Origin of the sequence: Halobacillus sp. SY10, from assembly GCF_045401165.1 — a bacterium.
Lineage (GTDB): Bacteria > Bacillota > Bacilli > Bacillales > Halobacillaceae > Halobacillus > Halobacillus aidingensis.
Window position 1 is genome coordinate 3,252,342 of the sequence record NZ_CP174345.1, and the last position, 22,979, is coordinate 3,275,320.

Consider the following 22,979-nt stretch of genomic DNA (forward strand, 5'->3'; position numbering starts at 1 on the left):
TAGCGCTATATGCATATAACACAAGGATAGTGGAAGACCCCCCCACACAGTAATGGAGTTCGTTTCTCACATTCATCGAATGGGGTGGTTGGGAAGCTGCGAGACTCCCGCGGGAATGGATTGGCTGGCGAGACCCCACAGTGCGAAGCACGAGGAGGCTTGCCGTCATCCCCGCAGGAAAGCGAGTGGCTTCCCAACCACCCCTGACGCTCCACACGGCAAACGAACCCCGAAAAGTCTCGAAATCGAGTCTTCCACAATTCTGCCAATATATTGAATAAGGTTATTCTACAACTAATCTAAAATCTGTTCACAAAAAGCGAGGTACATGATGTTACAGAAATTCGGATTTACTCAATATGAAAGCCAAGTTTTTGAAGTCCTTACAGCAAGTGAAGAGCACATGGACGCTACATCCATTGTAAAATATTCCCAAGTGCCAAAATCGAAAATCTATGAAGTCCTTCAGCGCCTTGTAGAAAAAGGGTTGATCCTCACTTCTTTTCAAGAAAGAAAAAAACTTTACACCGCCCTTCCACTGGAAACAACGATTGAGAAGCTGACGACTGAATTTCAAGCAAACATAGACGAAATAAGAAATACGACTTTTAAACTTCATGATTCGGATGAACGCGTATGGACCATCCAAAATGATGCTTCCATCAAAGCTTTATTAAATGAGCGGATTCACACTGCCAGGGAGGAAATACTTGTTACCGGGTGGAGTGATGAATTGGCTCCCCTCCTCCCACTTCTTGAAGAAAAAAAGAAAGAAGGCATCAAGGTAGAGCTTCTTTCTGTGGGTGAACTGGATCCAGGAAAGCTGCATGCTCATGTCCTATTGCCTGACGAAAAACACGAAGCCCTTGAAAGGCACAAGCTCATGATTATTGATCACGAAGAAATTCTATTTGCGGGTGTAGAGGGCGATACGTTCCAGGGCATTCATACCTTATCCAAACCATTAGTGAAATTCTTTACTGAATTCTTTTATCATGATGTGGCATTGACTGAAATTACAAAGAAATACGAGGAAGTACTCATGGCCGATGAGGAAATTAAGGAAATTCTCATGAAACTAAGATATTGATTTCAACGAAAAAAAGGCGCCCATATTGGACGCCTATTTCTATACTTTTTCTACTACATAGGCTTTCTTTTCACGGAAATATTTCTCTCCATCTTCAGAGGAATGTTCAAAAAAACCTTCAAATGCATCGACGACTTTATACTCTCTTTCAGGTTCTGTGAAAAGTTGTGAATCATTGTTAGAAAGAACAAGTACATCGGTCGTAGATACAAAACTGTCTAACTCTTTTGCCTTGTAATTTTTGCCGACTTCTACATCACTCAAACGATGTTGTGTCATAATCACATTCCACCTTTCTAGTTCAAGGTTTTCCCAGAAAAATGGATGGTCAAACAACAAAACCGTCTAAATCGGCAACAACCTTTTACGATACAAACGTATGATAAACTCTATAAAAAATCGCGGGATTTTTTTTGGAACATAGCGACGCTGATAAAAGGTTTCATAGGCTTTTTTCAAGTCACGCCAATGCGGACAATCAAACTCCTGTGTGAAACGAACCACATCAATCACTTTCACTTCACCGTCAGTAGTGAGCAGGATATTCTTCAAGTGGGTATCCGAAGGGTTGAAACCTAAACGACAGGCAAATTCCAACGCCTCGTCTACGCGTTGAACCATCTCGTCTGTAATTGCAACCCCATTGACGAGACAGTCATAAAAAGTGATACCTTCCACGTACTGCATCGTCAAATAGCCTTCTCCTTTTTCATAAAAAGCTGGAAAAAACTCATGGTTGTTCAGCTTTTCATAAACTTCCCCTTCAACATGTGCCAGGTCCTCGTAACCTGGATAAAAGATCTTTATCGCTAGGTCTGTTCCCTGCAATCGGTAGACCACGGCACTTCTTCCTTGGCCAATCCATTGTAACTCTGGAGGCACTACGATGGGACGATCCCCATCAAACTGTACTTTTCCAACCAAATCTTTGATATTCCCCATAAAGATTCTCCTCTATGAAAAAGCCATTTTATTTATATCATTATACCAAAATTATCAGAAAAAGAAGTGCATTTTTGTTTGACATTGATAATCATTATCAACTATTATTGTTTTATCACCTTGAAAGGAGAATGGCTATGGAGAATACCTTAACCGTTCTACAAACGTTCACATATGAAAAAGGCAACCAAGATTGTACATGCCATGAAATAATTGAATTCAACCAAGGCGATCATCTTCACATCCTTGAAGATCCCTTTTATGTAGACCATGCAGGCTGGTATATATCTGTTAGAAAAAATGATGCTGATCCTTTTTATATGTCCATTCCTTTTATCGATGAAAAGTATGAAGACCGTTCACTCTATACAGAAATGGATCTGGAATTAGCGATCCTTGTGCATCAACATCAGATCGATCAGTCCCTTGTAAATAAAAATAAATCTGAATTCCTTTACCATAAAAAAGAACTTGATCTGTTAATGATGATGCATCCTAAGAATATGCTGGCGAACATGGAATGAACTCTTCGTTCGATTTGAAGACCAAAAAAGAGGCGCCGTTTTGCGCCTCTTACTTTTGTTCTTGTTCCATCTGTTGTTGAGCTCTGCGAATTAACTCTTTCACCATTCGCCCGCCGATCTGCCCTCCGATTTTACCCGCATCTCTCGTAGAAAGATCACCATTGTTACCTTCTTTCAACGAGATCCCTTGTTCCTTTGCTACTTCATATTTCGTTTGGTCAGGTGATGATGAGTTTAGAAGTTCAGCTTTCATTTGATCAAGCCCTGCCCGAGCTTCGGGAACAAGCAGTTTATTCCTTCGAGCCATGATCAGTCACGCTTCTTTCCTTTTTTAATATCCTCACCTTTATGGCTAATCAGCTGCCCGTTTTCATCCACTTCATCGATTTTGGCATCGTACGTACCTTCTGTGAGAGTATCGGATACTTGCTCATGGGTAGTTGCCAAGCCCTGAGAACTGAAGTCGTCTGTGTTTTGATTATGATTACGGTTGGGTTTGTTTTGCTTCATACTTAACTCCTCCTTTGCGCTTAGCTTTTGCATGTTTGAATAACCCATTCGTTGTAAGCTTTTGCCTATTGAAAACATGGATAAAAACCGAGCATTACTCCAAAATAAGCATTAGGAGGTGCGCTTATGAGTAAGAAAAGCAATGCATTCAAAAGAAATGCCGGCAACACGGTAAACCCACAGGGACTTTCTGAAGATGTCGCCGATCAGCAACCTCGTTCTCAGTTAGAACAAAAAGCAAAAAAAGCAAATGCTAAACGATAAAAAGCTGACATTTACTTGTCAGCTTTTTTTGATAAGAACGGTTGGATGGTTTCTAATGCTTTATGGTCGTCATAAAGTTGATAAATGGTTTGCGAAAGCCGTACAGGATCTCCGAAGAAGAATCGTTCATACAGCGTTTGTCTGGAACCAAAACTGCTCATCGTCAAATCCCAGGCTAACCGAAAAAGGGAGACGCGATCTTCTCCTTTCACTTCAACCCCTTGCAAAAAATGATCCAGTTGCTCTCCGACTTCTCCTTCAAAATCTGCCTTTTGCGGAATTGACATCATTCCGCTGGCACCAAGAATCTGAAGAATCTCAGCAAATCTCGGATAAGATTCTTGAAATTGATTCACAGCCACATATAACGGTTGCCTTTCAGGAACCATAATGCCTGAAGCATCAACAGCCGCTTCCTGTTCCGACTTAATGACAAGTGCCTTCATGACTTCCAACCCTTTGACTATTTCCACCACTTTACTTTGAACATGTTGATAATCACCGATTTGTATTGTATCAACGATCCCCTGAGCGATTCCTAACAGAAATTCGGTTTTAATGATTTGCCGTGAAACGATTTGATGTAACGTGAAGGGAACAAATTTCCCTTGGACATACAAACGGGTAGCTGCTCGAATATTATCGTGTATGAAGACACGCTCCCATGGAACGAGAACATCATCAAAAATGACGATGGTATCCATCTCTTCAAAACGTGAGGACAAAGGATAATCATAAGATGGTCCATCATTGGCGAACGATTCCCTACATACAAATTTTAACCCTTTCGTGTTGCTCGGGATAGAAAAACAGTAGGCGTGAGCATTATCCTGAGCACCAGGAGCGGAAAAGACGACGATCTCATCCGTTATTCCTCCTTGTGTTGCCAGAAGTTTGGCACCTTTAATGATCAAACCTTGGTCGGTCCGGTCCATGATCCGAGCATTGGTGACATCCTCTTCTAGAAAAGCTAACTTTGATCGGTTGCTTTGAGGGTTAACGAAAGTATGTGTGAACGACAAATCATTCTCTCGAGCATATTCATAAAATTTCAGAAGCCGTTCCGGATGACAATTCTCTTCCCCATCCAATACATCAATCGATGCAGCAAAAGCGGCGAGCACAGTGTTCATATAATCCGGGCTTCTCCCCATCACTCCACCTGAATGAAGGGCCCACCGCTGAATCATTTTCCTCCTTCTTTCTAATTCCCCTTTCGTTCTTGGAATTAAGTATGACAGTCCTAATCGGTTCCCTGTCGTTTCTGAGGGAAACGTCATATCGTCTTGATTGGCACACTGAAGATCGTAGAGTTCTGCCTGACTGCGGATGATCCCCTTGAAGGCCGGGTGTTCGGAAATGCCACCCGTGACTTTACTTCCTCCCACCCACACTTCCGCATTCATCGCGTCTATGCGTTTTTTATATTCTTCACCTGAAATCACCGGCATGATATCACTCCTGATTTTCACAATCACTGAAAATAACTGATATCATACCATATTAATTCGGCGAAGAATTGTGCTTTGTGGACAAGAAAAATAAACGCCAGGAGATTCACACTCCAGGCGTTTCTCATTAAATCATACGCTCCTGTTATGAAGGGCTGACGGTTTCAGAGTTGAATTGTTCAGTCTCTGTGGAACCCTTCAATGCCGTTGTGGAAGATGTTCCACCCGAGATCACTTGAGCGACTTCATCAAAATACCCTGTTCCAACTTCACGTTGATGTCGTGTCGCTGAATACCCATGAATCTCACTCGCAAACTCTGCCTGCTGAAGCTCAGAATAAGCTTCCATACCACGATCTTTATATTGACGAGCAAGTTCGAACATGCCGTGGTTCAAGGCATGGAACCCTGCCAATGTAACGAATTGAAACTTGTATCCCATTTCCCCCAGCTCACGCTGAAAGTTTGCAATCGTTTCACCATCGAGCTTATTCTTCCAGTTGAAAGAAGGAGAGCAGTTATAAGCCAAGAGCTTTCCAGGGTATTGTTCGTGAATAGATTCTGCAAAACGACGGGCTTCCTCCAAGTTAGGCTCCGATGTTTCACACCAGACAAGATCAGCATATGGCGCATAAGCCAAACCACGTGCAATCGCCTGATCCAATCCAGACCTTGTTTTAAAGAAACCTTCTGCTGTTCTCTCTCCAGTAATGAATGGCGCATCATAAGGATCCACATCACTCGTGATCAGATCGGCCGCATTTGCATCGGTTCTTGCTATAATGATGGTCGGAGTTCCCATCACATCCGCAGCAAACCTTGCGGAAATCAGGTTTCGAACCGCGGTCTGTGTCGGTAAAAGGACTTTCCCACCAAGGTGACCACATTTTTTCTCCGAAGAAAGCTGATCTTCAAAGTGAACAGCTGCAGCACCTGCTTCAATCATTCCTTTCATCAACTCGAACACATTCAGCTGGCCACCAAAACCAGCTTCGGCGTCTGCGACAATAGGCGCAAACCAATCAATGTCCTCTTTGCCTTCCATATGATGAATTTGATCCGCTCTTTGCAAAGCTTGATTGATCCTCTTCACCACCTGCGGTACGCTATTGGCCGGATACAAGCTCTGGTCGGGATACATATGCCCTGAGAGGTTGGCATCAGCGGCCACTTGCCATCCACTCAAATAGATTGCTTTCAACCCTGCTTTCACCTGCTGCATCGCTTGGTTTCCCGTCAAAGCACCTAACGCGTGGACATAATCTTCTTCGTTCATTAACTTCCAAAGCTTTTCGGCACCTTTTTCCGCTAACGTATGCTGAATATCCATGGAACCTCTTAACCGAATGACCTCTTCAGCTTCATATGGTCTTTGTACCCCGCTCCATCGACTCTCGTCCTGCCACTGGTGACGCAACTTTTCAACACGCTCATTCATAATAAAATCCCCCTTAAGATAAATGGTTATAGACTTCTAAAGTTAAAAACTCAGCAAAATCATCGTTACGAATCAATCGGTCAAACAATTGAGCGGCTTCCATATAGGAACCCTTTTCAAAAGCATTCTTTCCTACTTCCCAGCGAATTGCTTCCATCTCTTCCTCTTTCAACGATGCGTAAAGCTCCATCGTGATCTCCCTGCCATCTTTTAATATTCCTTTAGGATGTCTGATCCACTGCCACACTTGAGCTCTCGAGATCTCAGCTGTTGCCGCATCTTCCATCAAATGATGAATCGGTGCTGCTCCTCTTCCATCCAGCCAGGAGGCCATATATTGAATCCCTACATTTATATTTGTTCTTAACCCCTGCTCTGTAATAGATCCATCAGGAACTTCAAGCAATTGCTCCGCACGATAGGAGACGGAATCTTGATTTTTTCGAATCTGATTATCATCAGGCATATGTTTGTCAAAAATATCCATCGCTGTTTCTACCATGCCCGGGTGGGCGACCCACGTCCCATCGTGCCCATCTTTCACTTCCCGCTTCTTATCCGCACGTACCTTTTCAAAAGCAGCGTCGTTTTTCTCTTTATCATTTTTTACCGGTATTTGGGCAGCCATTCCACCCATGGCATGAGCCTCTCGCTTATGACAAGTTTGAATGGTTAACCGTGAGTAGGCCCTCATAAATGGAACAGTCATCGTTACATCCGCACGGTCAGGCAATAAAAAACTTTCATCATGACGGAACTTTTTCAAGTAGCTGAAAATATAATCCCAACGGCCACAGTTCAATCCAGCGGAATGATTTCTTAATTCATAAAGGATTTCATCCATCTCAAAAGCGGCTAAAATCGTTTCAATTAAGACGGTCGCTTTCACCGTTCCTTGTGGGATATTCATATAGTCTTGAGCAAAGACAAACACATCGTTCCATAACTTCGCCTCACGATGGTTTTCAAGCTTCGGTAAGTAAAAATACGGCCCTGAACCATTTTCAATGAGTTTTTTAGCATTATGGAAAAAGTAGAGTCCGAAGTCCACAAGACTCCCGGAGAGCCGTTCCTGATTGTAAGTCATGTGTTTTTCTTCTAAATGCCATCCACGCGGGCGTACTTTGAGTACAGCAGTCTTCTCGTTTAACTCATAGACCTTTCCGTTTTGATTTTCAAAACGAATATTCCGTCTTACTGCATCTCTCAGATTGATTTGGCCATGAATGGTATTCAGCCAAGTTGGAGAGTTCGCATCCTCAAAATCAGCCATGAATACCTTCGCTCCGGAATTAAGGCCATTGATGACCATCTTCCGGTCAACAGGACCTGTAATTTCTACCCGACGATCCTTAAGATCGTCAGGTATGGGGGATATTGTCCAGTCAGCATTCCTGATATGCTCAGTTTCTTTCAGGAAATCCGGCCGCTGTCCTTGATCGATTTTCTTTTGTGTCTCTATTCGATCTGCCAGTAACTGTTTTCTTTTGTCATTAAATTTTTCATGTAATTGAATGATGAAGGATAATGCTTCATCATTTAAAATCTCTGCAAATCCGTCATGCATTGTTCCGTGAATTTGTATTCCAGACAATTTGGTTTTCATTGAATCGCCACCCTCTGTTGTATACTAACAAACAATTAACTCCCCTGATATATAACAGTTAAAACAAAAAATTATTCATCTTTTTTGGAAAGGCAACGATCACATTCCATCATGTAATTGTAAGTATGACCTTCGATTTTCGAACCACACTGCGGACAAGGGACATTTTGTTGTTTTTTCATTTTAGCTCCTCCTTTAATATAACAGAAGTTATTTTGTTTATCTGTTATGGTACAGTTTACTGTGAGGAAGAGGAAATTGCAACCGTTTTCTGAAAGTTTTTTTAATTTAGGCATATGTTGGATACAAAAAAGGCGCTGTCAAAGGGGTCAGCGCCTTTTTTGTATTTTTATTTCCTTACATTTTATACTTCTGAAATCAAATTTTACCATAAACCCCCTAACAGTACTGTTTTAATACAGTCAAAGTTACCTTCATTTTTACTCGTAAAGCAGTTCGATAAACTTCTCTAGCGATGGCGATAACCACTTCTTTTGGTGATGAATGATTTGGATGTATAAGTCCAATTCTTCATAATCAAAGTCCAAAGCACAAAGACTTCCATCCTCAAGTTCTCTGGCTACCGTCATTTCAGGCAGCATCGCTATACCCAGCTCGTCAATCACACATTGTTTGATCGCTTCAAGACTTGTAAATGAAATCACAGAACGTGGTTCTACTGCACGTTTCTTTAAAAGCCTTTCGAGCATATTTCTATAAGAACAATCTTTTTCTGTCAGAATGAGCGTTTCATCCTCTATCCGCCGTAAATTAACCCTCTTCTCACCAACAAGAGGGTGTTCATTCGCAGCGACAATAACCATTCTTTCTTTTCGTAGAAGTGAAGTTTTCAGAAGAGGATGCTTCACTTCTTCATCAAGAACAACAGCGAGATCATAATGGCTTTCTAACACACCGTCTTTGAGATTTGGACAGAGTCCGGATTCCAACTGGATTCTTAAGTCAGGATTTTGTTCTTTAAAAGCTTTCAATGATTTCGATATGAAATAAGCGGCTAAGGATTCAACAGCACCAATCCTCACAGTCCCTCGCATATGAATATTGTCTGAAAGCATGCTTTCCGCTTCTTCTAATAAACCGATGACCTGGTCGACATAATATAGAAGCTGTTCGCCAGACTGGGTTAAGCGCATCGTCTGTCCAGCTCGCTCAAAAAGTCTCACCCCATAGTAATCTTCAAGCTTTTTAATTTGCGTCGTCACACTGGACTGAGCATAACCGAGTTCTTCCCCCGTACGGGTATAGCTCCCCCACTTGACCACTTCTTTAAAAGTATAAAAATAGGATACATCCATACGTACACCTCTATCATTTTTTACAATAGTTATTATCAATAAGTATAGATAACAATGATGACATGTTCAATGATATACTCTTTCTAAAAGCAAAGGAGGCAGCACTGAATGAAAATATTGACTATTTTAGGGAGTTCCAGAAAGAACGGTAATTCTGAATACCTCGTCAAACAAGCAATGAAAGGAATTGAGCATACACAATTACGCCTCAGTGATTATAAAATACACCCGATCAATGACATGCGGCATACGGATGAAGGGTTTTCACCTGTCGATGATGATTATGAATCCGTGCTGTCTGAGTTTTTAGCTCATGACCTAATCATTTTTGTCACTCCTATTTACTGGTTCGGAATGACTTCCCACATGAAGTTGTTTTTCGACCGCTGGTCCCAATATATGCGTGATGATCGATTTGACTTCAAAAATCAGGTGCGCGGAAAGAAAGCCTATGTGATTACTACAGGCGGAAGTAATCCTTATGTTTCAGGGCTGCCTCTGATTCAACAGTTCGGGCATATTTTCGATTTTGTAGGAATGTCATTCGAAGATTATGTTATAGGGAATGCAGTCAAACCTGGAGAAATTAAGGAAGATTTACTTGCCTTAGATAAAATGAATGCCTGGAACCATACCTTAAAAAAATAAACGAACAAATGTTCTTGTTTTATTTCTCTCAGCATCTTATAATGGTGGTGGATAAAAAATTCCAAAAGGAGTGTTTCAAGGCTATGAAGCATCAAGCAACCCCTTATTTTACTTTTAACGGTAACGCAAAAGAAGCGCTAGGCTATTACAAGCAAGTCTTCCATGGTGAGATTATCAATCTCCAAACCTTTGGGGAGGCTGATTTTGAAACCCCGAAGGAAATTGACGAGAGAGTCATGCATGCACAATTCAGAAAAGATGCCTTATTTTTTATGGTCTCCGATTCATTTACAGACCAAAGCGTTCAGACTGGGAGCAATATTGCCCTCGTAATAGAATGTGAAAGTGCGGATGAAATTCAGACGTATTACGACCGGTTAAAAGATGGTGGAAACGTAATGATGGAACTACAGGACACCTTTTGGGGTGCTACGTATGCGAAAGTGAAAGACCCTTACGGAATCACGTGGGATTTAAACTACACAAAAGAACAATAAATAAAGCGGCTCACCTCTGAGCCGCTTCTCTCAATCCAAATGGATCGTACAATTAAAACGATCACAAAACCATTGTTCTTCTCTAAGATGAACTTCTGACAAAGAAGTGTTTTTCATATGTTCATCTCTAACATTTTCACTATCCAGTTCTCTCAATAAATGACTGATTAAAGCACCATGACTCACAACGATGACTTTCTTCCCTGCATGTTTTCTTAAAACATCATCCATAAATGCCATCCCCCGGGAAACAACGCTCTCAGGGGTTTCGATGCTCAAGTCCAAAGACCGCCAGTCCTCTCCCCATTTTTTGATTCTTTCAGGTTCTGTCGTTCCTTCTATCTGACCACCACTAGCTTCTACTATTCGAGAGTCAAATTGAATGTCCAACCCTACTTTTTCACTGATGAATGCCGCTGTCTGTTTCGCTCTCTTTAGTGGGCTTGAATAAAGAACATCCCATGTTTCCTTATGTAAGCGTTCGGCTAATTTTCGAGCATCCGCCTTTCCTTCTTCATCCAACGGAATATCAGAGCTTCCCTGCGCCCTTTTTTCTTTATTCCATGGTGTACTTCCATGTCTAATCCATGCAACCTTCGTCATTTCTAATCACCCTCCCTCCTTCCTTTTCTACAACAAGATGACCATATCCTTTAAACCTAACTTTTTATACAATACTTATTACACATAATGGCAGGATTGTTGAAGACTCAGTTTCGAGATGTTTATGGAGTAGGTAGGGGCTGCGGGGAATGAGTCGCTTTACCATGTGTAGTCTCTCGAAACCACTTCTCAGAATCTCTGCTTGTATGCTCAAACGAAGTAGATAATTTAAAACTCCCCCCCATTGGGCATTCCAACGGTGAAAGCTTGATGTAAAGCGTTTTTTACCAGTTTCTGATTGGGGAGTAAGACGTCCCATCATGATAGAGGGGTTCGTTTCTCCATGGATCGAATGGGGTTGTTGGGAAGCTGCGAGACTCCCGTGGGAATGGATTGGCTGGCGAGACCCCGCAGAGCGAAGCTCGAGGAGGCTTGCCGTCATCCCCACAGGAAAGCGAGTAGCTTCCCAACAACCCCTGACTCCCAATATGGCAAACGAAGCCCGGAAACATCTCGAAACTGAGTCTTCAAGAATAGGGAGCTTTAGTGGAAGATTGTTGGGGGATAAATAGAAAAGCCCGGAGCGGTGTCCGGGCTTTTTGTGAAGCATATGATTTTATTCATCAAGATCCAAATCTGTAACGGCGCCTTTGGAAGAGGAAGATACGAGTCTGGCATACTTCGCCAGCACGCCTCTCTTATGCTTAGGTTCTGGACGTTTCCACTCGCTTTTTCTGCGCTCATATTCTTCATCATCAACTTCAAAGTTAATTTGCTGTGTATCACTATCGATTGTGATGGTATCGCCTTCTTGAAGTAACCCGATAGGACCTCCCACGACTGCTTCAGGAGCAACGTGACCAATCACGAAACCATGGGACCCACCTGAGAAACGACCATCCGTAAGCAAAGCAACCTTTCCGCCTAATCCTTTCCCTACGATCATGGCTGTAATGGAAAGCATTTCCGGCATGCCAGGTCCTCCTTTTGGACCTACGTTTCGTACGACGAGAACATCTCCTTCTTTGATTTCATCGTTGACGATTGCTTCCGTCGCTTCATCTTCACTGTTGTACACACGTGCAGGTCCTTCGAAACGGCTGATTTTCTGGCCGGACATTTTGGCCACAGCCCCTTCAGGAGCCAGGTTTCCTTTCAGAACGACGAGTGGTCCTTTTTCTTTGATCGGCTGGTCAAAAGGAACAATAACCTTTTGGCCTTCTTTAAGAGAAGGGACTTCTGCCAAGTTTTCAGCGACCGTTTTTCCAGTGACTGTAAGACAGTCACCGTGCAATAAACCTTCCTCAAGGAGTAATTTCATAACAGCTGGAACGCCGCCACTTTCATACAGGTCCTGCATCACGTATTTACCACTCGGCTTCATATCTGCAATATGAGGGACTTCCTGTCTGATGCGCTCAAAGTCATCAAGTGTCAAATCAACTCCTGCAGAATGGGCCATAGCAAGGAGGTGAAGGAACGCATTTGTGGATCCACCTAAGGCCATAACCACGGTGATAGCATTTTCAAATGCTTCTTTGGTCATAATGTCGCGAGGATAGATCTCTTTTTCGAGCAGCTCGATGACAAGCTCTCCCGCTTGTTTGCATTCGGTTTCTTTATAATCGTTAACCGCAGGTGTAGAAGAAGACCCAGGAATACTCATGCCTAAAGCTTCAACGGCAGAAGCCATCGTATTCGCTGTGTACATTCCGCCACAAGCACCCGCTCCAGGACATGCATGACATTCAACTCTGTGCAGCTGTTCGTCGTCAATTTGTCCTTCATGGTACTTTCCTACAGCTTCAAAGGACGACACAATGTCAATGTCCTCTCCATCAAGCTTTCCTGGTTGAATTGTTCCTCCGTATACGTACACCGAAGGAATATTCAAACGGCCAATGGATATTAAACAGCCTGGTGTCGTTTTGTCGCAGCCGCCGATGGCAACCAGACCATCCAATCTTTCAGCATTTGTGACAGTTTCGATGGAATCTGCAATCACTTCACGACTTGGCAGAGAATAAAACATACCCTCGTGTCCCATCGCGATCCCATCAGCTACTGTAATGGTATTGAAAATCATCGGCGCTCCGCCATTTTCACCGGCTCCACTTTTCGCTTCTTGCGCAAGTTTATCGATATGTACATTACATGGGGTAACCTCACTCCATGTACTCGCAATTCCAATCATCGGTTTTTTGAAATCTTCGTCTGTAAATCCAACAGCTCTCAACATCGAGCGGTTCGGGACTCGATTGACGCCTTCACTGATGTCTTTACTTCTTATTCTTAGATCTTTTTTCGTTTTCTCCATCCCTAACACCCCTTAAAAAATGGTCGAATCATTTCGTAAATGAATGAACTTACCATGATAATACTAACAAGTAAGGAGCATAGCAATGATTTTTCTGAATATAATAAACATTCCCTACAATTAAAACGCTTTCATTGAGAGAAAAAAATGAAAAAAAGGCCTGCTGAAAAAGCAGACCTTGATTTATAGGGGGAATCTTACACATTTGCAGGTTCAAATGTTTTACAATCCGTTTCTTCACTGTGGCTCGCTTTTTTGCCTTTATGACTGACAACGAAAATTTCATCCGCTCCGCAGGAAATTCCGTCATTGTTATGAACACAGTTTCGAACTTCACATTTTACATCCAGCGCCATCCTCTAACACCTCCCTATAACCGTTATTTTCTGCTGAACGGACGTTGAATATTCGTGTCAGTCCTCCCCACAAAGGTCTGAAGCAAAATCCTACACAATGACCACTCCGTTTTGTGATAGAATAGGAAGCGTGATTGTAAAAGGTCAAAATGAACTTTTCCCACGTTATTTCATAAATTGTATGAAAAGAGATCGCTGGAAAAACTGATTGAGGTCCAATCAGAATATAATCAACTTATAATAGGACTGGTGTTTATGAATAAGAAGCAAAAGATCTATAATAAATTGTTGGAACTCGTAAAAGAGGAAAATGTTAAAGTGGATGAAATGTTGCGAGACCACTTATACACGAAGCTTGGCGGAAAAGCCGACTTTTTCATTACTCCAACATCCTACGAAGAAATTCAAAATGTCGTAAAGCTTTCGAATGAAGACAATATCCCTTTCACTTTGCTTGGAAATGGATCCAACTTAATTATTAAAGACGGCGGCATTCGTGGAATCGTCATCAACTTAAAACATCTGGATGCCATTTATTCTGAAGGCAACACAGTGGTCGCCCAAAGCGGTGCCCGTATCATTGACGCCTCTCGTTATGCTCTTGATAAAAAGTTATCCGGATTAGAGTTTGCCTGTGGTATCCCTGGAACTGTCGGAGGGGCGTTATACATGAATGCAGGTGCTTATGGTGGAGAAATCAAAGATGTGCTCGACTACGCGTATGTGGTAGATAAACACGGAACTCTCGTGAAGCGTCTCGCAGCTGAACTTGATCTTGATTATCGAACAAGTAACATATCTGATAATGGAGATATCGTAGTAGAGGCCACATTCCAACTGAAACCTGCGAAATATGAAGATATTAAAGAAGTGATGGACGACTTGACGTTCAAGCGCGAGTCTAAACAACCCCTTGAGTATCCTTCATGCGGGAGTGTCTTCAAACGGCCTCCGGGATATTTCGCTGGAAAGCTGATTCAAGACAGCGATCTTCAAGGCACCAATATCGGTGGTGCAGAAGTTTCTAAAAAGCATGCTGGGTTTATCATTAATAAAGATAATGCAACGACTTCTGATTATATCTCTTTGATTGAGCACGTTCAAAAAACGGTTAAAGATAAATTCGGAGTCGATTTGGAACGGGAAGTTCGAATCATCGGTGATGATAAAGACTAAAAAAGAGCCTGCGCAACGCGCAGGCTCTTTCTTATTCCCACCTAAGTTCCATGATCTTGAAGACTCCGTTTCAAAGTTGGCAAAACGGCTCGTTTATGAATAAGGACATATCGTTATTCCTTAATAAGCACCTTTGGAATAGGTCAATTCATAACTGTGGGTGTAAATTTCGAAAACATTTCCGAAAGGATCTTCTACGTAAACCATCTTGTATGGTTTTTCCCCAGGGTAATATTCCCGAATAGGCATGCGCTGTTTTCCACCCTTGGCCTTCACTTTCTCGACAACGCCTTCGATATCCGGGTCTTGAATACAGAAATGGAAGATGCCTGTCTTCCAATATTCAAAGTTGTCTTCCGGATCTTCCTGGTGCGGGAATTCAAAAAGTTCAATACCTATTTTATCTCCGGTAGATAGGTGAGCAATTCTGAATGTGTCCCAATCATTGCCGAAAACGTCGCGGCACATTTGACCGACTGGTGTATCATCGTTATGGACGTCTGATGGTTCCATAATGACATACCACCCGAATAACTCTGTATAAAACTCAATCGCTTTTTCTAAATTTGGTACAGACAAACCGATATGTGAAAAACTTCTTGGATATGGGTACATGGTTTAAAACTCCTTCTTATGATTTTATTTTCGCTACGATTTTACCTTTTACATGGCGTTCGGACAGTCGCTCAAGAGCCTGTGGAACCTCTTCCAATGAGATGGTCTCTTCCCGTAGAGACGAAAGTTTTCCTTCAACCATCATCTCAAGCATCTCATCCCCAATAACAGCAAGATCTTTTTGAGACTTTACATCCGCTCTATGTGCCGCTGCTAGGGCGATTTCATGGTACGATACAACGCTGGTAAAGGGTTTTACTTTAGTGAAATCAGGCGCACCGGCAATGTATACCAGATGGCCCATAAAGGAAAGAAATTCGAGTGATAAGGTAGCATTGTCGCGACTTACTGTGTCCACAACTGCATCGACACCTTTACCATCTGTGATTTCTTTGACTCTTTGTTGGACATCTTCACTACGGTAATCAATGACGAAGTCTGCACCTAACTCGCGGACATGATCGTGATTATGGGCCGACGCTGTCGTAATGACCGTCTTTCCTGTCGCTTTTGCCAGTTGAATAGCAAAACCTCCAACACCCCCTGCTCCTGCGTGAATCAGTATGGTTTCCACTTGATCCAACGGTAGCTTACGATGGATGGCTTGGTAAGCGGTGTACCCAGCTGTCGGCAAGGCAGCCGCATCTTCAAAACTGACTTCATCAGGAATGTGGGAAATCGTATGAGCTGTCGTTACAGCATATTGCGCATAAGCCCCTTTTTTTAGCAAATCACCGTGGTAGACCACTCGATCTCCTTTTTCCCACTCAGTCACATCCTCTCCAAGCTCGACAATCGTCCCCGCACCGTCAAGACCAAGGATATGAGGGTACGTCCAATTCGGATTGCCATTCGTTGCAGTCTTATAATCCACAGGGTTCAACCCAGCCGCATGAACCTCAATTAAAACTTCTCCTTTTTTAGGATAAGGCTTTTCTACTTCCTGCACCTTCATTTCTTTCCATTGATTTTTATCTTGTAAAAGAAGTGCTTTCAACAGTCTTCATCTCCTCTTTAAACAGTTTCCTTCAACAAGTGAAACGATATACTATATACTAACGAGAGGTTCAGGTAGAAACAAGAAGGCACTTTTCAGTAACTGAGTTACTAAAGGGTAACCTAATGATGGTTAGAAATGAGGGAAACACGATGAAGGAACTGCAATCGGAATACCAATGCGCCATCAATTTAGTGATTGATTTAATCGGAGGAAAATGGAAAGTGTTATTACTCTGGCATTTGAATGAAGGGGACAAACGGTTCAATGAATTGAGAAGAACCATCCCTGAGATCACCAAAAAAATGCTGACCCAACAATTGAGAGAGCTTGAGGGACACGGACTTGTGAAGCGGACAGTTTTTGAAGAAGTTCCTCCAAGGGTGGTGTACTCTACGACTGACTTCGGACGCAAGCTTCAACCTGTGCTTTATGGAATGTGTCAATGAGGTGATGATTACGCAGAAAAAGAAGGGATTCAGATGAACAGCTGTTGGACAGGCCGGGATTTCATGCAAAAATAAAAGCGACCTGTTGTCAGGTCGCTTTCTTTATTAGGACATCCATTTCGGTGGCGTGTTTTTTTCCCAATAAATCTCGCCAAGCTCATGGTGTTTCATGAAATCATCCTCTTGCAAATGATAATGGAAGTTAAACCAGTATCCTTCACCAGGCCGTTTATCTCTTCGCACATGAAAACGGGCGATTTCTTCATCTGTATGTTTGTTTTGGATATTAAAAATTCTTTCTCCATATCCCGGAGATGGATCTTCTGTAATTTCATAATAAGGGACTTCGTTTTCATCAGCAGATGTAAGGATCTCCTCCATGACCTCTTCGATTTTTGGTAAGATCGTCGTTGTCATGTCTTCATCTACTTTTTCAATAATTCGTGGTCCCATCTTTGTAAGCGTCTGTGTTTTTGCTTGTTCCGTTATTGTTTCAATCCAATCATCAGTTGTCAGAGGCTCAACAGAGGATGGAGGGGTTATTTCGAATTCTTCTGTCTTTGAGGAATGAGGTGATTCTTGAACATGCCGATCGGCCGACAGCTCTTTTTTATCGGCTGCGTCTGTATCGATCTGCATCGGTGGTACGTAAAGGCCTAAAGTCATGACAGATATAAGTACAACAAATACTTTTCTCATTAGCGGCTTCATTTCAGACATTCTCCCTCTATTTCAGGATGACTTTATTTTACCATTTTCTCCGTGGTTGTCCATAAGCAAAAAGAAACCGTTTCCAGTTTCTCACTTTTGCACCTTTTGTTGAATGATCATCAGCATACCATTAACAGCGTTTAAGGAGTCCTTACTCTCCACTGCCTGTCAAAATTTCAGTTCACCACATTTGAAATTCACGCTTACAAAGATTCCTGACTCCTCCAATTTTCATGTGGGTTTCTTTCCCTATACATGAAACAAGAAAATAAGGAAAACTTAAAAGATGAAAAAGGAGGAGGTAAAGATATGAATCCAAATCAAGGTCAAAATCAAAACCAGCAAGGACAGCAAATGCCACAAAACATGATGAATCCCAACCACGGAGGACATGAGTTATTTGATGCTCATGAAGTCATCGCAAGCTTAATCAATATGCTTGATCAGTATCAGATGTATGCACAGCATATCCAGGACCCTGAGCTTCAAAGCATTCAGCAGCGTCAACATGCGTTTGTGACTCAAATGTACAACACTATTGTCCAGAGTTTCAGCACAGGTCAAGATCCAGCTCAAGATACACAACAATATAAAATGCAGCAAAGCAACGAAGTCGTTTACGGAATCAAACCCGGCCAACCAAAGAAACCGAACCAATCGGTCAATGAACTCGCAGATAAAGGGCTCTCCGCCTATATGCTGGGACAAACAAAGACGCTTGCAACTTTATTGTCCATGACAGCGCTGGAAATGACGAACCCTGTCTTGCGCCGTGTGGTTGCAGACAGCGTCCCGAACTTCATCGAGATGAGTTATGAGATTTTCCTTTATCAGAACAAGCATGGGTACTACCAGGTTCCACAGTTGCAACAACAGGACATGAACCAAATGCTACAAAGCTATACAACTGCTCCTCAAGGAAACATGCCACACTAAACAACCAAGGACGCCTGCTTTTAGCGGGCGTCCTTTCGATTACATATTAAGCTATATGGCAGGATTGTGGAAGACTCAGTTTCGAGATGTTTTCGGGGTTCGTTACCATGTTGAGCGTCAGGGGTGGCGGGAAGCTACTCGCTTTCCTGTGGGGGAGTGGCAAGCTTCCTCGGACTACGTCCTGCGGGATCTCGCCTATCTCCTTCTCCCACGGGAGTCTCGCAGCTTCCCAACCACCCCATTTGATAAGTGTGAAAAACGAACCCACTTAGCCCAGGGCGAGTGTCTTCCACCATCCCTGTCCTAGATTGATAAAGCGCTCTGTAGCAGGCTTTCCATGAAAAATGTACACTCTTTAGTATCTACACGCTACTTTTGGAAGTTCCGCTATTTGTTGAAGTGGTTTCGAGACACTTATATGGCAAAGGGGCGGAGGGGAACGGCGAGACTCCTGTGGGAAAAAAGTGCATGGTGAGACCCCACAGGACGTAGTCCGAGGAGGCTCACCGCGCTCCCGCGGAAAGCGAGCTATTCCCCGCAGCCCCATCCACTCAACAAAAGTCTCGAAACTGAGTCTTCAAGAAAAGGGAGCTTTAATGCAATAAGGTGGTGTGCGATTTTATTAATACAAGGATCAGCGTTTTAATATAGTATAGGGACATGCACCTATAAAGGAGGCCGTTCATCTTGCTTTTCAGTTATATTCTTCTAGGCCTATCATTATCTGCTCCGATTGGTCCCATCAATGCTGCCCAGTTGGACAAGGGGATCCGGTATGGCTTTTGGCATGCCTGGCTTGTCGGGGTGGGAGCGATGTGCGCGGATGCCTTATTTATGCTTATGATCTACCTTGGACTTGCTCAATACGTAGAACTCCCTCTAGTGAAAACGTTCCTTTGGTCTTTCGGAGCTTTCGTATTGATTTATACAGGCATAGAAAGCATGACTGCCTCCCATACAAAAGAAACAGACCGCTCCCTTTCATCAACAAAAATGAAAGCTTTCCGAACGGGATTTCTGATGGCTTTATCCAATCCTTTGAACATTCTTTTTTGGATCGGCATTTACGGTTCCATTCTAGCCCAAATTTCTTCTCAATATGAACATGCTCAACTGCTTGTTTACAGCGGGGGAATTTTTATTGGAATTATGTTGTGGGACCTGACAATGGCTGGAACCGCTTCAGGCGCTAGAAGATGGATGACAGCAAGGTTGCTACGAGGAGTTTCTGTATTTTCAGGGCTATTGTTGATTGGTTTTGGACTTTATTTTGGGTATCAGGCAATCAAGATGTTTGTTGGATAGACAGTCACCTATAACTCCTCTCTCCAATAGGATATGGATGTATCCTAGGAGGGAGATTTTTTATGTTGTACACCAAAGAAGATATAGAGAACCATACAAATAACCTTGAACTTTGGCAACATGAGGCTTACGAGCAATTTTCGGACATGATGAATCAGCGTGAAACCCCTTATCCGTGTGTGCCTGGAATACAAGGGTTTATGAAAAATATGCTGCGTTTCGGTTTTGTGGATGATCCACGTACAAATGATAGTACAAATCAGTTGGCTCGTTTATTAAAGGATTATGGAGAAATTTCAAGAGACACGGGGAACTATGCTTCGCTCGTCATCTTTTGCGATACACGAGCACTCTTGGAAGAACAAACAACCATCGATGGTTATGAAGATCTTTTCTGGAATACGCTCAACGAAACGCACAAAAAAGACCCTGCTCCTTGGCCTGAAGACATCCCTAAAGATCCTGAAGACCCGTCATGGGAATTTTGTTTCAATGGAGAACCTTACTTTGCTTTCTGTGCAACCCCTGCTCATGAAATAAGAAACAGCCGCTTCTTTCCTTTTCTGTTACTCGCTTTTCAGCCACGTTGGGTTTTTGATGAGATCAATGATTCTACTCCTTTTGGCAGGAAGATCAAAAAGGTGATTCGTAAGCGTTTGGTGGAATATGACGGTATTCCCACACATCCTGCATTAAAGTGGTATGGGCAAAAAGATAACCATGAATGGAAGCAATACTTTTTAAAAGATGATGAGTCGACCTTACCCAAATGCCCTTTTACCTCTCTGAAAAACAAATGGAAAAGTTTACGCCCCTGACTGGGGTGTTTTATTTTGTTTCACCCATGTAGCGACTGCGATGAGGACTAAGAACGAAAGGCTGACAAGGAAACCGATTCTCGTCATGGAGTCGATCCATGTTCCTGTTACAGCAACAACGATCAGGCTGATCCCAATGAACACGAGTGCCGTTCCCTTTTTCCCTTTCACCATTAATTTCCGGTATGACAATAAGATAAAAGCCCAGTTGTATAAGAGCATCAAGCCTGCTGCCGTCGTTACATACTCAAATATCCGATCAGGAAGGAGGACGGCAAGAATGATGGAGAGGATCACAACACTTATCGTCAGAAGAAACGCAGGTTTTGAGACTTTTCCTTCTTCTTTTTCTACGAATATCTTCGGGGCATCCCCTTCCTCACTCAAAGTCATCACCATCGTTGTAACCGCATAAAGAGAAGCGACCATTGTTGAGAATCCCGCAATGATTAATACACTATTGAAGAGATGCGGCACCCAAGGAAAAGAATATTCTGTCAAGGCTGTGAGAAAAGGGCTTTCCTCTGTCGAGATATTCTTCCACGAGGTAAGAGTGATAACAAAATAAAAGGCAACCACATAAACACAGGTGAGCGCAATAAGCATCAGCGTTCCTGATTTTGGTGCATCTTTCGGGTCTTTCAATTCATTAGCCATCAATCCCATGACTTCGATGCCACCAAAGGCGTAAAACGCATAAAGCAGGGCGATCCAAAGTCCGGACCACTCTCCATCAAAAAGAGCAGACATCGGGGTTGTTACAGCCTGTGGTTTTCCTCCACCGATCACTCCAGTCATAGCAAGAATAGCAATAAGAATGAACATAAGAATCGCAGATATCTTAATCAGTCCGAAAACATTCTCCATTCTCTCTACTTGTTGTACCCCAAGCCAAATGACCAAGAGACCGAGGACCGCAAAAACACAGGCCAACATCCATAATGGAATCGCCGAAAACCAGAACTGTGCAAAAATGGCGAGGGCGGTCAGCTGACTCCCCATAATCAACATTTCTGAGGACCAGTAAACCCAGCCGTTACTGAATCCAGCCCATGGCCCAAAGGCTTGTTTGGCATACGTCCGAAACGACCCTTTTTCAGGATGGTTCGCGGTCATGGCGGCCAGCGACCGGAAAACGATATAGGTCCCTATCCCCGCCAATAAATAGGCGAGCAATACAGCTGGTCCCGCTTTTTCGATGGCAATGCTGGATCCGAGAAAAAAACCTGTTCCGATAATACATCCAATCCCAATGAATGAAAGCTGCCACCATGCTAGCTTACCTTTTTTATGTACATCAGCCATTCCCACCCCTCCTCCTGCATTTAGTTTGAAATGATTCGTCAGGATTATGTGCGGCGGAGCAAGAATGTTTTTTTGTGATGAGGAGAAAGTATCAAGAGATGAAAAAAGGAGCGTGGCATTCTTGTTTACATTGACCCCTAATTGTTGGAATGAATTTGACGAGCTTAAGAGTGTCGTTGTTTGTACACCCTCTGCCCTCCATGTCCCTGATAAACAAACCGCAACGGATCTCCGGTGGGAAAAGACAGCAGATAGCAATAAGATGAGACGATGCTTCACCAAAATGGTCGACGCCATGAGTAACGCGGGGGTTCAAGTTGTTGACTATTCCACTTTCCTCAAAGATGAGGAAAGGGCTTTCCATGAACAGTTGATCAACCGCGTCTTTGTCCGTGATCTCGCCTGTGTGTTCGGGAATCATGTAATCCCTGGGGAAGCGGGAACCACCATGAGGAGACCTGAATATATTCATGCACATAAGGTTTTTGAGCAATGGTTTGATGAAGCACATTTTTCCATTCACGAAAATGATACAGTAAATGCGCTTGAGAACGGGGATGTATTTGTTTTAAGCAAGGATGCGGTTTTTATCAATGTGGGAATGCGGTCAAGCTATGAAAGCGCAAAAGCGTTAAAAGATAAATTAATTCCTCTCGGTTTTTCTGAGATCGGTGTCATCGACCTTCCCCGTCGTGGAGATACGATGCACTTAGATATGAATTTCAATATTGCTGGAGAAGGACTAGCTTTAGCTAAAAGTTATATGCGCTATTTTCCTGTCGAAATTTTATCTGCAGATGGATCCACGTATGTCATGATGCACGAATTCCTTCATCGTCATGGATATGAGATCATCTGGACCGATGAAGTGAAACATACGGTGGCAGATATCAACTTCTTGAACCTGGATCCAGAAACATTACTCATCAGCACGAAAGCTCACAAAAAAATCTTTCGCCATGAGCGTTTGATAAAGAAGCGGCTGATTGAAGTGGATGTTGATGAATTGGAAGCTGGCGGGGGCGGACTTCGCTGTATGACCTTGCCTATTGAGCGTAGAAGTTAGAAAGCATGTGTATGCGTGCTCTCTTCTTCTGAACGTTAC

General features: G+C 42.9%; 27 protein-coding genes. 11 read left to right on the top strand and 16 right to left on the bottom strand.

The window, feature by feature from the left end; translation table 11 throughout:
- Positions 1 to 331: 331 nt before the first annotated feature.
- On the top strand, positions 332 to 1,090 hold the full coding sequence (locus tag ACJA3J_RS16680; protein WP_406944642.1) for a TrmB family transcriptional regulator: 759 nt from the start codon (positions 332 to 334) through the stop codon (positions 1,088 to 1,090).
- 39 nt (positions 1,091 to 1,129) lie between these two features.
- Here the strand turns inward: ACJA3J_RS16680 and ACJA3J_RS16685 are convergent, their stop codons facing one another.
- Entirely contained in the window at positions 1,130 to 1,369 is a 240-nt protein-coding gene (locus ACJA3J_RS16685; RefSeq protein WP_089651410.1) for a hypothetical protein, read from the bottom strand.
- Between the two features lie 66 nt (positions 1,370 to 1,435).
- Positions 1,436 to 2,032 (bottom strand): serine/threonine protein kinase, encoded by a 597-nt coding sequence (locus ACJA3J_RS16690; protein WP_406944643.1) that lies wholly within the window; start codon positions 2,030 to 2,032, stop codon positions 1,436 to 1,438.
- Between the two features lie 137 nt (positions 2,033 to 2,169).
- Between ACJA3J_RS16690 and ACJA3J_RS16695 the strand changes: the two genes are divergently transcribed.
- Entirely contained in the window at positions 2,170 to 2,556 is a 387-nt protein-coding gene (locus tag ACJA3J_RS16695) for a hypothetical protein (protein WP_115894146.1), read from the top strand.
- 49 nt (positions 2,557 to 2,605) lie between these two features.
- On the opposite strand, the gene ACJA3J_RS16700 is transcribed toward ACJA3J_RS16695, so the two are convergent.
- Together ACJA3J_RS16700 and ACJA3J_RS16705 are read right to left on the bottom strand one after the other, a co-directional pair.
- The gene (locus ACJA3J_RS16700; RefSeq protein ID WP_089651407.1) at positions 2,606 to 2,863 is read right to left on the bottom strand and encodes an alpha/beta-type small acid-soluble spore protein; all 258 of its coding nucleotides are present in this window, start codon (positions 2,861 to 2,863) and stop codon (positions 2,606 to 2,608) included.
- A 2-nt stretch (positions 2,864 to 2,865) separates the two neighbouring features.
- Positions 2,866 to 3,066: a YozQ family protein gene (locus ACJA3J_RS16705; protein WP_406944644.1), complete on the bottom strand. Its 201-nt coding sequence runs from the start codon at positions 3,064 to 3,066 to the stop codon at positions 2,866 to 2,868.
- 126 nt (positions 3,067 to 3,192) lie between these two features.
- Here ACJA3J_RS16705 and ACJA3J_RS16710 point away from each other — a divergent pair, with 126 nt between their 5' ends.
- Complete coding sequence (locus ACJA3J_RS16710; protein WP_167356006.1) at positions 3,193 to 3,330, top strand: hypothetical protein; 138 nt, start codon at positions 3,193 to 3,195, stop codon at positions 3,328 to 3,330.
- Positions 3,331 to 3,341: 11 nt separating this feature from the next.
- Here ACJA3J_RS16710 and hpaB read toward each other — a convergent pair whose 3' ends face one another.
- The 5 genes from hpaB to ACJA3J_RS16735 form a co-directional block, all read right to left on the bottom strand.
- Positions 3,342 to 4,781 (bottom strand): 4-hydroxyphenylacetate 3-monooxygenase, oxygenase component, encoded by a 1,440-nt coding sequence (hpaB, locus tag ACJA3J_RS16715; RefSeq protein WP_406944645.1) that lies wholly within the window; start codon positions 4,779 to 4,781, stop codon positions 3,342 to 3,344.
- A 145-nt stretch (positions 4,782 to 4,926) separates the two neighbouring features.
- A complete protein-coding gene (aceA, locus tag ACJA3J_RS16720; RefSeq protein ID WP_406944646.1) occupies positions 4,927 to 6,219 on the bottom strand; it encodes an isocitrate lyase in 1,293 nt (430 codons plus the stop codon).
- 13 nt (positions 6,220 to 6,232) lie between these two features.
- Positions 6,233 to 7,825, bottom strand: coding sequence for a malate synthase A (aceB, locus tag ACJA3J_RS16725; protein WP_406944647.1), 1,593 nt, complete (start codon positions 7,823 to 7,825; stop codon positions 6,233 to 6,235).
- A 71-nt stretch (positions 7,826 to 7,896) separates the two neighbouring features.
- On the bottom strand, positions 7,897 to 8,007 hold the full coding sequence (locus ACJA3J_RS16730) for a YhfH family protein (protein WP_115822687.1): 111 nt from the start codon (positions 8,005 to 8,007) through the stop codon (positions 7,897 to 7,899).
- 258 nt (positions 8,008 to 8,265) lie between these two features.
- A complete protein-coding gene (locus ACJA3J_RS16735) occupies positions 8,266 to 9,141 on the bottom strand; it encodes a LysR family transcriptional regulator (RefSeq protein WP_089651403.1) in 876 nt (291 codons plus the stop codon).
- Positions 9,142 to 9,249: 108 nt separating this feature from the next.
- On the opposite strand from ACJA3J_RS16735, the gene ACJA3J_RS16740 reads away from it, so the two are divergent.
- Together ACJA3J_RS16740 and ACJA3J_RS16745 are read left to right on the top strand one after the other, a co-directional pair.
- Positions 9,250 to 9,789: a flavodoxin family protein gene (locus ACJA3J_RS16740; protein WP_406944648.1), complete on the top strand. Its 540-nt coding sequence runs from the start codon at positions 9,250 to 9,252 to the stop codon at positions 9,787 to 9,789.
- A gap of 83 nt (positions 9,790 to 9,872) precedes the next feature.
- Entirely contained in the window at positions 9,873 to 10,286 is a 414-nt protein-coding gene (locus ACJA3J_RS16745; protein ID WP_406944649.1) for a VOC family protein, read from the top strand.
- Positions 10,287 to 10,316: 30 nt separating this feature from the next.
- On the opposite strand, the gene ACJA3J_RS16750 is transcribed toward ACJA3J_RS16745, so the two are convergent.
- The 3 genes from ACJA3J_RS16750 to ACJA3J_RS16760 form a co-directional block, all read right to left on the bottom strand.
- Positions 10,317 to 10,889, bottom strand: a complete 573-nt coding sequence (locus ACJA3J_RS16750; RefSeq protein WP_115894153.1) for a histidine phosphatase family protein — start codon at positions 10,887 to 10,889, stop codon at positions 10,317 to 10,319.
- Between the two features lie 616 nt (positions 10,890 to 11,505).
- Positions 11,506 to 13,206, bottom strand: a complete 1,701-nt coding sequence (gene ilvD / locus ACJA3J_RS16755; RefSeq protein WP_089651398.1) for a dihydroxy-acid dehydratase — start codon at positions 13,204 to 13,206, stop codon at positions 11,506 to 11,508.
- Positions 13,207 to 13,403: 197 nt separating this feature from the next.
- Positions 13,404 to 13,562, bottom strand: coding sequence for a DUF1540 domain-containing protein (locus tag ACJA3J_RS16760; RefSeq protein ID WP_089651397.1), 159 nt, complete (start codon positions 13,560 to 13,562; stop codon positions 13,404 to 13,406).
- 255 nt (positions 13,563 to 13,817) lie between these two features.
- Between ACJA3J_RS16760 and murB the strand changes: the two genes are divergently transcribed.
- Positions 13,818 to 14,738 (top strand): UDP-N-acetylmuramate dehydrogenase, encoded by a 921-nt coding sequence (murB, locus tag ACJA3J_RS16765; RefSeq protein ID WP_406944650.1) that lies wholly within the window; start codon positions 13,818 to 13,820, stop codon positions 14,736 to 14,738.
- A 120-nt stretch (positions 14,739 to 14,858) separates the two neighbouring features.
- Here the strand turns inward: murB and ACJA3J_RS16770 are convergent, their stop codons facing one another.
- Positions 14,859 to 15,353 carry a lactoylglutathione lyase family protein gene (locus ACJA3J_RS16770; protein ID WP_089651395.1) on the bottom strand — a complete coding sequence of 165 codons (495 nt, stop codon included), beginning with the start codon at positions 15,351 to 15,353 and terminating at the stop codon, positions 14,859 to 14,861.
- 16 nt (positions 15,354 to 15,369) lie between these two features.
- A complete protein-coding gene (locus ACJA3J_RS16775) occupies positions 15,370 to 16,350 on the bottom strand; it encodes a zinc-binding dehydrogenase (protein ID WP_406944651.1) in 981 nt (326 codons plus the stop codon).
- Positions 16,351 to 16,502: 152 nt separating this feature from the next.
- Between ACJA3J_RS16775 and ACJA3J_RS16780 the strand changes: the two genes are divergently transcribed.
- Positions 16,503 to 16,799, top strand: coding sequence for a winged helix-turn-helix transcriptional regulator (locus ACJA3J_RS16780; protein WP_406944652.1), 297 nt, complete (start codon positions 16,503 to 16,505; stop codon positions 16,797 to 16,799).
- Positions 16,800 to 16,904: 105 nt separating this feature from the next.
- On the opposite strand, the gene ACJA3J_RS16785 is transcribed toward ACJA3J_RS16780, so the two are convergent.
- A complete protein-coding gene (locus ACJA3J_RS16785) occupies positions 16,905 to 17,510 on the bottom strand; it encodes a YpjP family protein (RefSeq protein WP_089651392.1) in 606 nt (201 codons plus the stop codon).
- Between the two features lie 309 nt (positions 17,511 to 17,819).
- Here ACJA3J_RS16785 and ACJA3J_RS16790 point away from each other — a divergent pair, with 309 nt between their 5' ends.
- The 3 genes from ACJA3J_RS16790 to ACJA3J_RS16800 all read left to right on the top strand — a co-directional run bounded on the left by ACJA3J_RS16790 (position 17,820) and on the right by ACJA3J_RS16800 (position 20,569).
- Positions 17,820 to 18,446 (top strand): spore coat protein, encoded by a 627-nt coding sequence (locus ACJA3J_RS16790; protein ID WP_089651426.1) that lies wholly within the window; start codon positions 17,820 to 17,822, stop codon positions 18,444 to 18,446.
- Between the two features lie 687 nt (positions 18,447 to 19,133).
- On the top strand, positions 19,134 to 19,751 hold the full coding sequence (locus ACJA3J_RS16795) for a LysE family transporter (protein WP_406944653.1): 618 nt from the start codon (positions 19,134 to 19,136) through the stop codon (positions 19,749 to 19,751).
- A gap of 62 nt (positions 19,752 to 19,813) precedes the next feature.
- A complete protein-coding gene (locus ACJA3J_RS16800) occupies positions 19,814 to 20,569 on the top strand; it encodes a YqcI/YcgG family protein (RefSeq protein ID WP_406944654.1) in 756 nt (251 codons plus the stop codon).
- Here the strand turns inward: ACJA3J_RS16800 and ACJA3J_RS16805 are convergent.
- Positions 20,558 to 21,874: an amino acid permease gene (locus tag ACJA3J_RS16805; protein WP_406944655.1), complete on the bottom strand. Its 1,317-nt coding sequence runs from the start codon at positions 21,872 to 21,874 to the stop codon at positions 20,558 to 20,560. The two genes, ACJA3J_RS16800 and ACJA3J_RS16805, sit on opposite strands and share 12 nt — an antisense overlap.
- 121 nt (positions 21,875 to 21,995) lie before the next feature.
- On the opposite strand from ACJA3J_RS16805, the gene ACJA3J_RS16810 reads away from it, so the two are divergent.
- The gene (locus ACJA3J_RS16810) at positions 21,996 to 22,940 is read left to right on the top strand and encodes an arginine deiminase family protein (RefSeq protein ID WP_406944656.1); all 945 of its coding nucleotides are present in this window, start codon (positions 21,996 to 21,998) and stop codon (positions 22,938 to 22,940) included.
- Positions 22,941 to 22,979 lie beyond the last annotated feature (39 nt).

Coding starts and splice junctions, on each gene's coding strand:
- ACJA3J_RS16680 (WP_406944642.1), top strand. CDS start 332: ATGTTACAGAAATTCGGATTTACTCAATATGAAAGCCAAGTTTTTGAA.
- ACJA3J_RS16685 (WP_089651410.1), bottom strand. CDS start 1,369: ATGACACAACATCGTTTGAGTGATGTAGAAGTCGGCAAAAATTACAAG.
- ACJA3J_RS16690 (WP_406944643.1), bottom strand. CDS start 2,032: ATGGGGAATATCAAAGATTTGGTTGGAAAAGTACAGTTTGATGGGGAT.
- ACJA3J_RS16695 (WP_115894146.1), top strand. CDS start 2,170: ATGGAGAATACCTTAACCGTTCTACAAACGTTCACATATGAAAAAGGC.
- ACJA3J_RS16700 (WP_089651407.1), bottom strand. CDS start 2,863: ATGGCTCGAAGGAATAAACTGCTTGTTCCCGAAGCTCGGGCAGGGCTT.
- ACJA3J_RS16705 (WP_406944644.1), bottom strand. CDS start 3,066: ATGAAGCAAAACAAACCCAACCGTAATCATAATCAAAACACAGACGAC.
- ACJA3J_RS16710 (WP_167356006.1), top strand. CDS start 3,193: ATGAGTAAGAAAAGCAATGCATTCAAAAGAAATGCCGGCAACACGGTA.
- hpaB (WP_406944645.1), bottom strand. CDS start 4,781: ATGCCGGTGATTTCAGGTGAAGAATATAAAAAACGCATAGACGCGATG.
- aceA (WP_406944646.1), bottom strand. CDS start 6,219: ATGAATGAGCGTGTTGAAAAGTTGCGTCACCAGTGGCAGGACGAGAGT.
- aceB (WP_406944647.1), bottom strand. CDS start 7,825: ATGAAAACCAAATTGTCTGGAATACAAATTCACGGAACAATGCATGAC.
- ACJA3J_RS16730 (WP_115822687.1), bottom strand. CDS start 8,007: ATGAAAAAACAACAAAATGTCCCTTGTCCGCAGTGTGGTTCGAAAATC.
- ACJA3J_RS16735 (WP_089651403.1), bottom strand. CDS start 9,141: ATGGATGTATCCTATTTTTATACTTTTAAAGAAGTGGTCAAGTGGGGG.
- ACJA3J_RS16740 (WP_406944648.1), top strand. CDS start 9,250: ATGAAAATATTGACTATTTTAGGGAGTTCCAGAAAGAACGGTAATTCT.
- ACJA3J_RS16745 (WP_406944649.1), top strand. CDS start 9,873: ATGAAGCATCAAGCAACCCCTTATTTTACTTTTAACGGTAACGCAAAA.
- ACJA3J_RS16750 (WP_115894153.1), bottom strand. CDS start 10,889: ATGACGAAGGTTGCATGGATTAGACATGGAAGTACACCATGGAATAAA.
- ilvD (WP_089651398.1), bottom strand. CDS start 13,206: ATGGAGAAAACGAAAAAAGATCTAAGAATAAGAAGTAAAGACATCAGT.
- ACJA3J_RS16760 (WP_089651397.1), bottom strand. CDS start 13,562: ATGGCGCTGGATGTAAAATGTGAAGTTCGAAACTGTGTTCATAACAAT.
- murB (WP_406944650.1), top strand. CDS start 13,818: ATGAATAAGAAGCAAAAGATCTATAATAAATTGTTGGAACTCGTAAAA.
- ACJA3J_RS16770 (WP_089651395.1), bottom strand. CDS start 15,353: ATGTACCCATATCCAAGAAGTTTTTCACATATCGGTTTGTCTGTACCA.
- ACJA3J_RS16780 (WP_406944652.1), top strand. CDS start 16,503: ATGAAGGAACTGCAATCGGAATACCAATGCGCCATCAATTTAGTGATT.
- ACJA3J_RS16785 (WP_089651392.1), bottom strand. CDS start 17,510: ATGAAGCCGCTAATGAGAAAAGTATTTGTTGTACTTATATCTGTCATG.
- ACJA3J_RS16790 (WP_089651426.1), top strand. CDS start 17,820: ATGAATCCAAATCAAGGTCAAAATCAAAACCAGCAAGGACAGCAAATG.
- ACJA3J_RS16800 (WP_406944654.1), top strand. CDS start 19,814: ATGTTGTACACCAAAGAAGATATAGAGAACCATACAAATAACCTTGAA.
- ACJA3J_RS16805 (WP_406944655.1), bottom strand. CDS start 21,874: ATGGCTGATGTACATAAAAAAGGTAAGCTAGCATGGTGGCAGCTTTCA.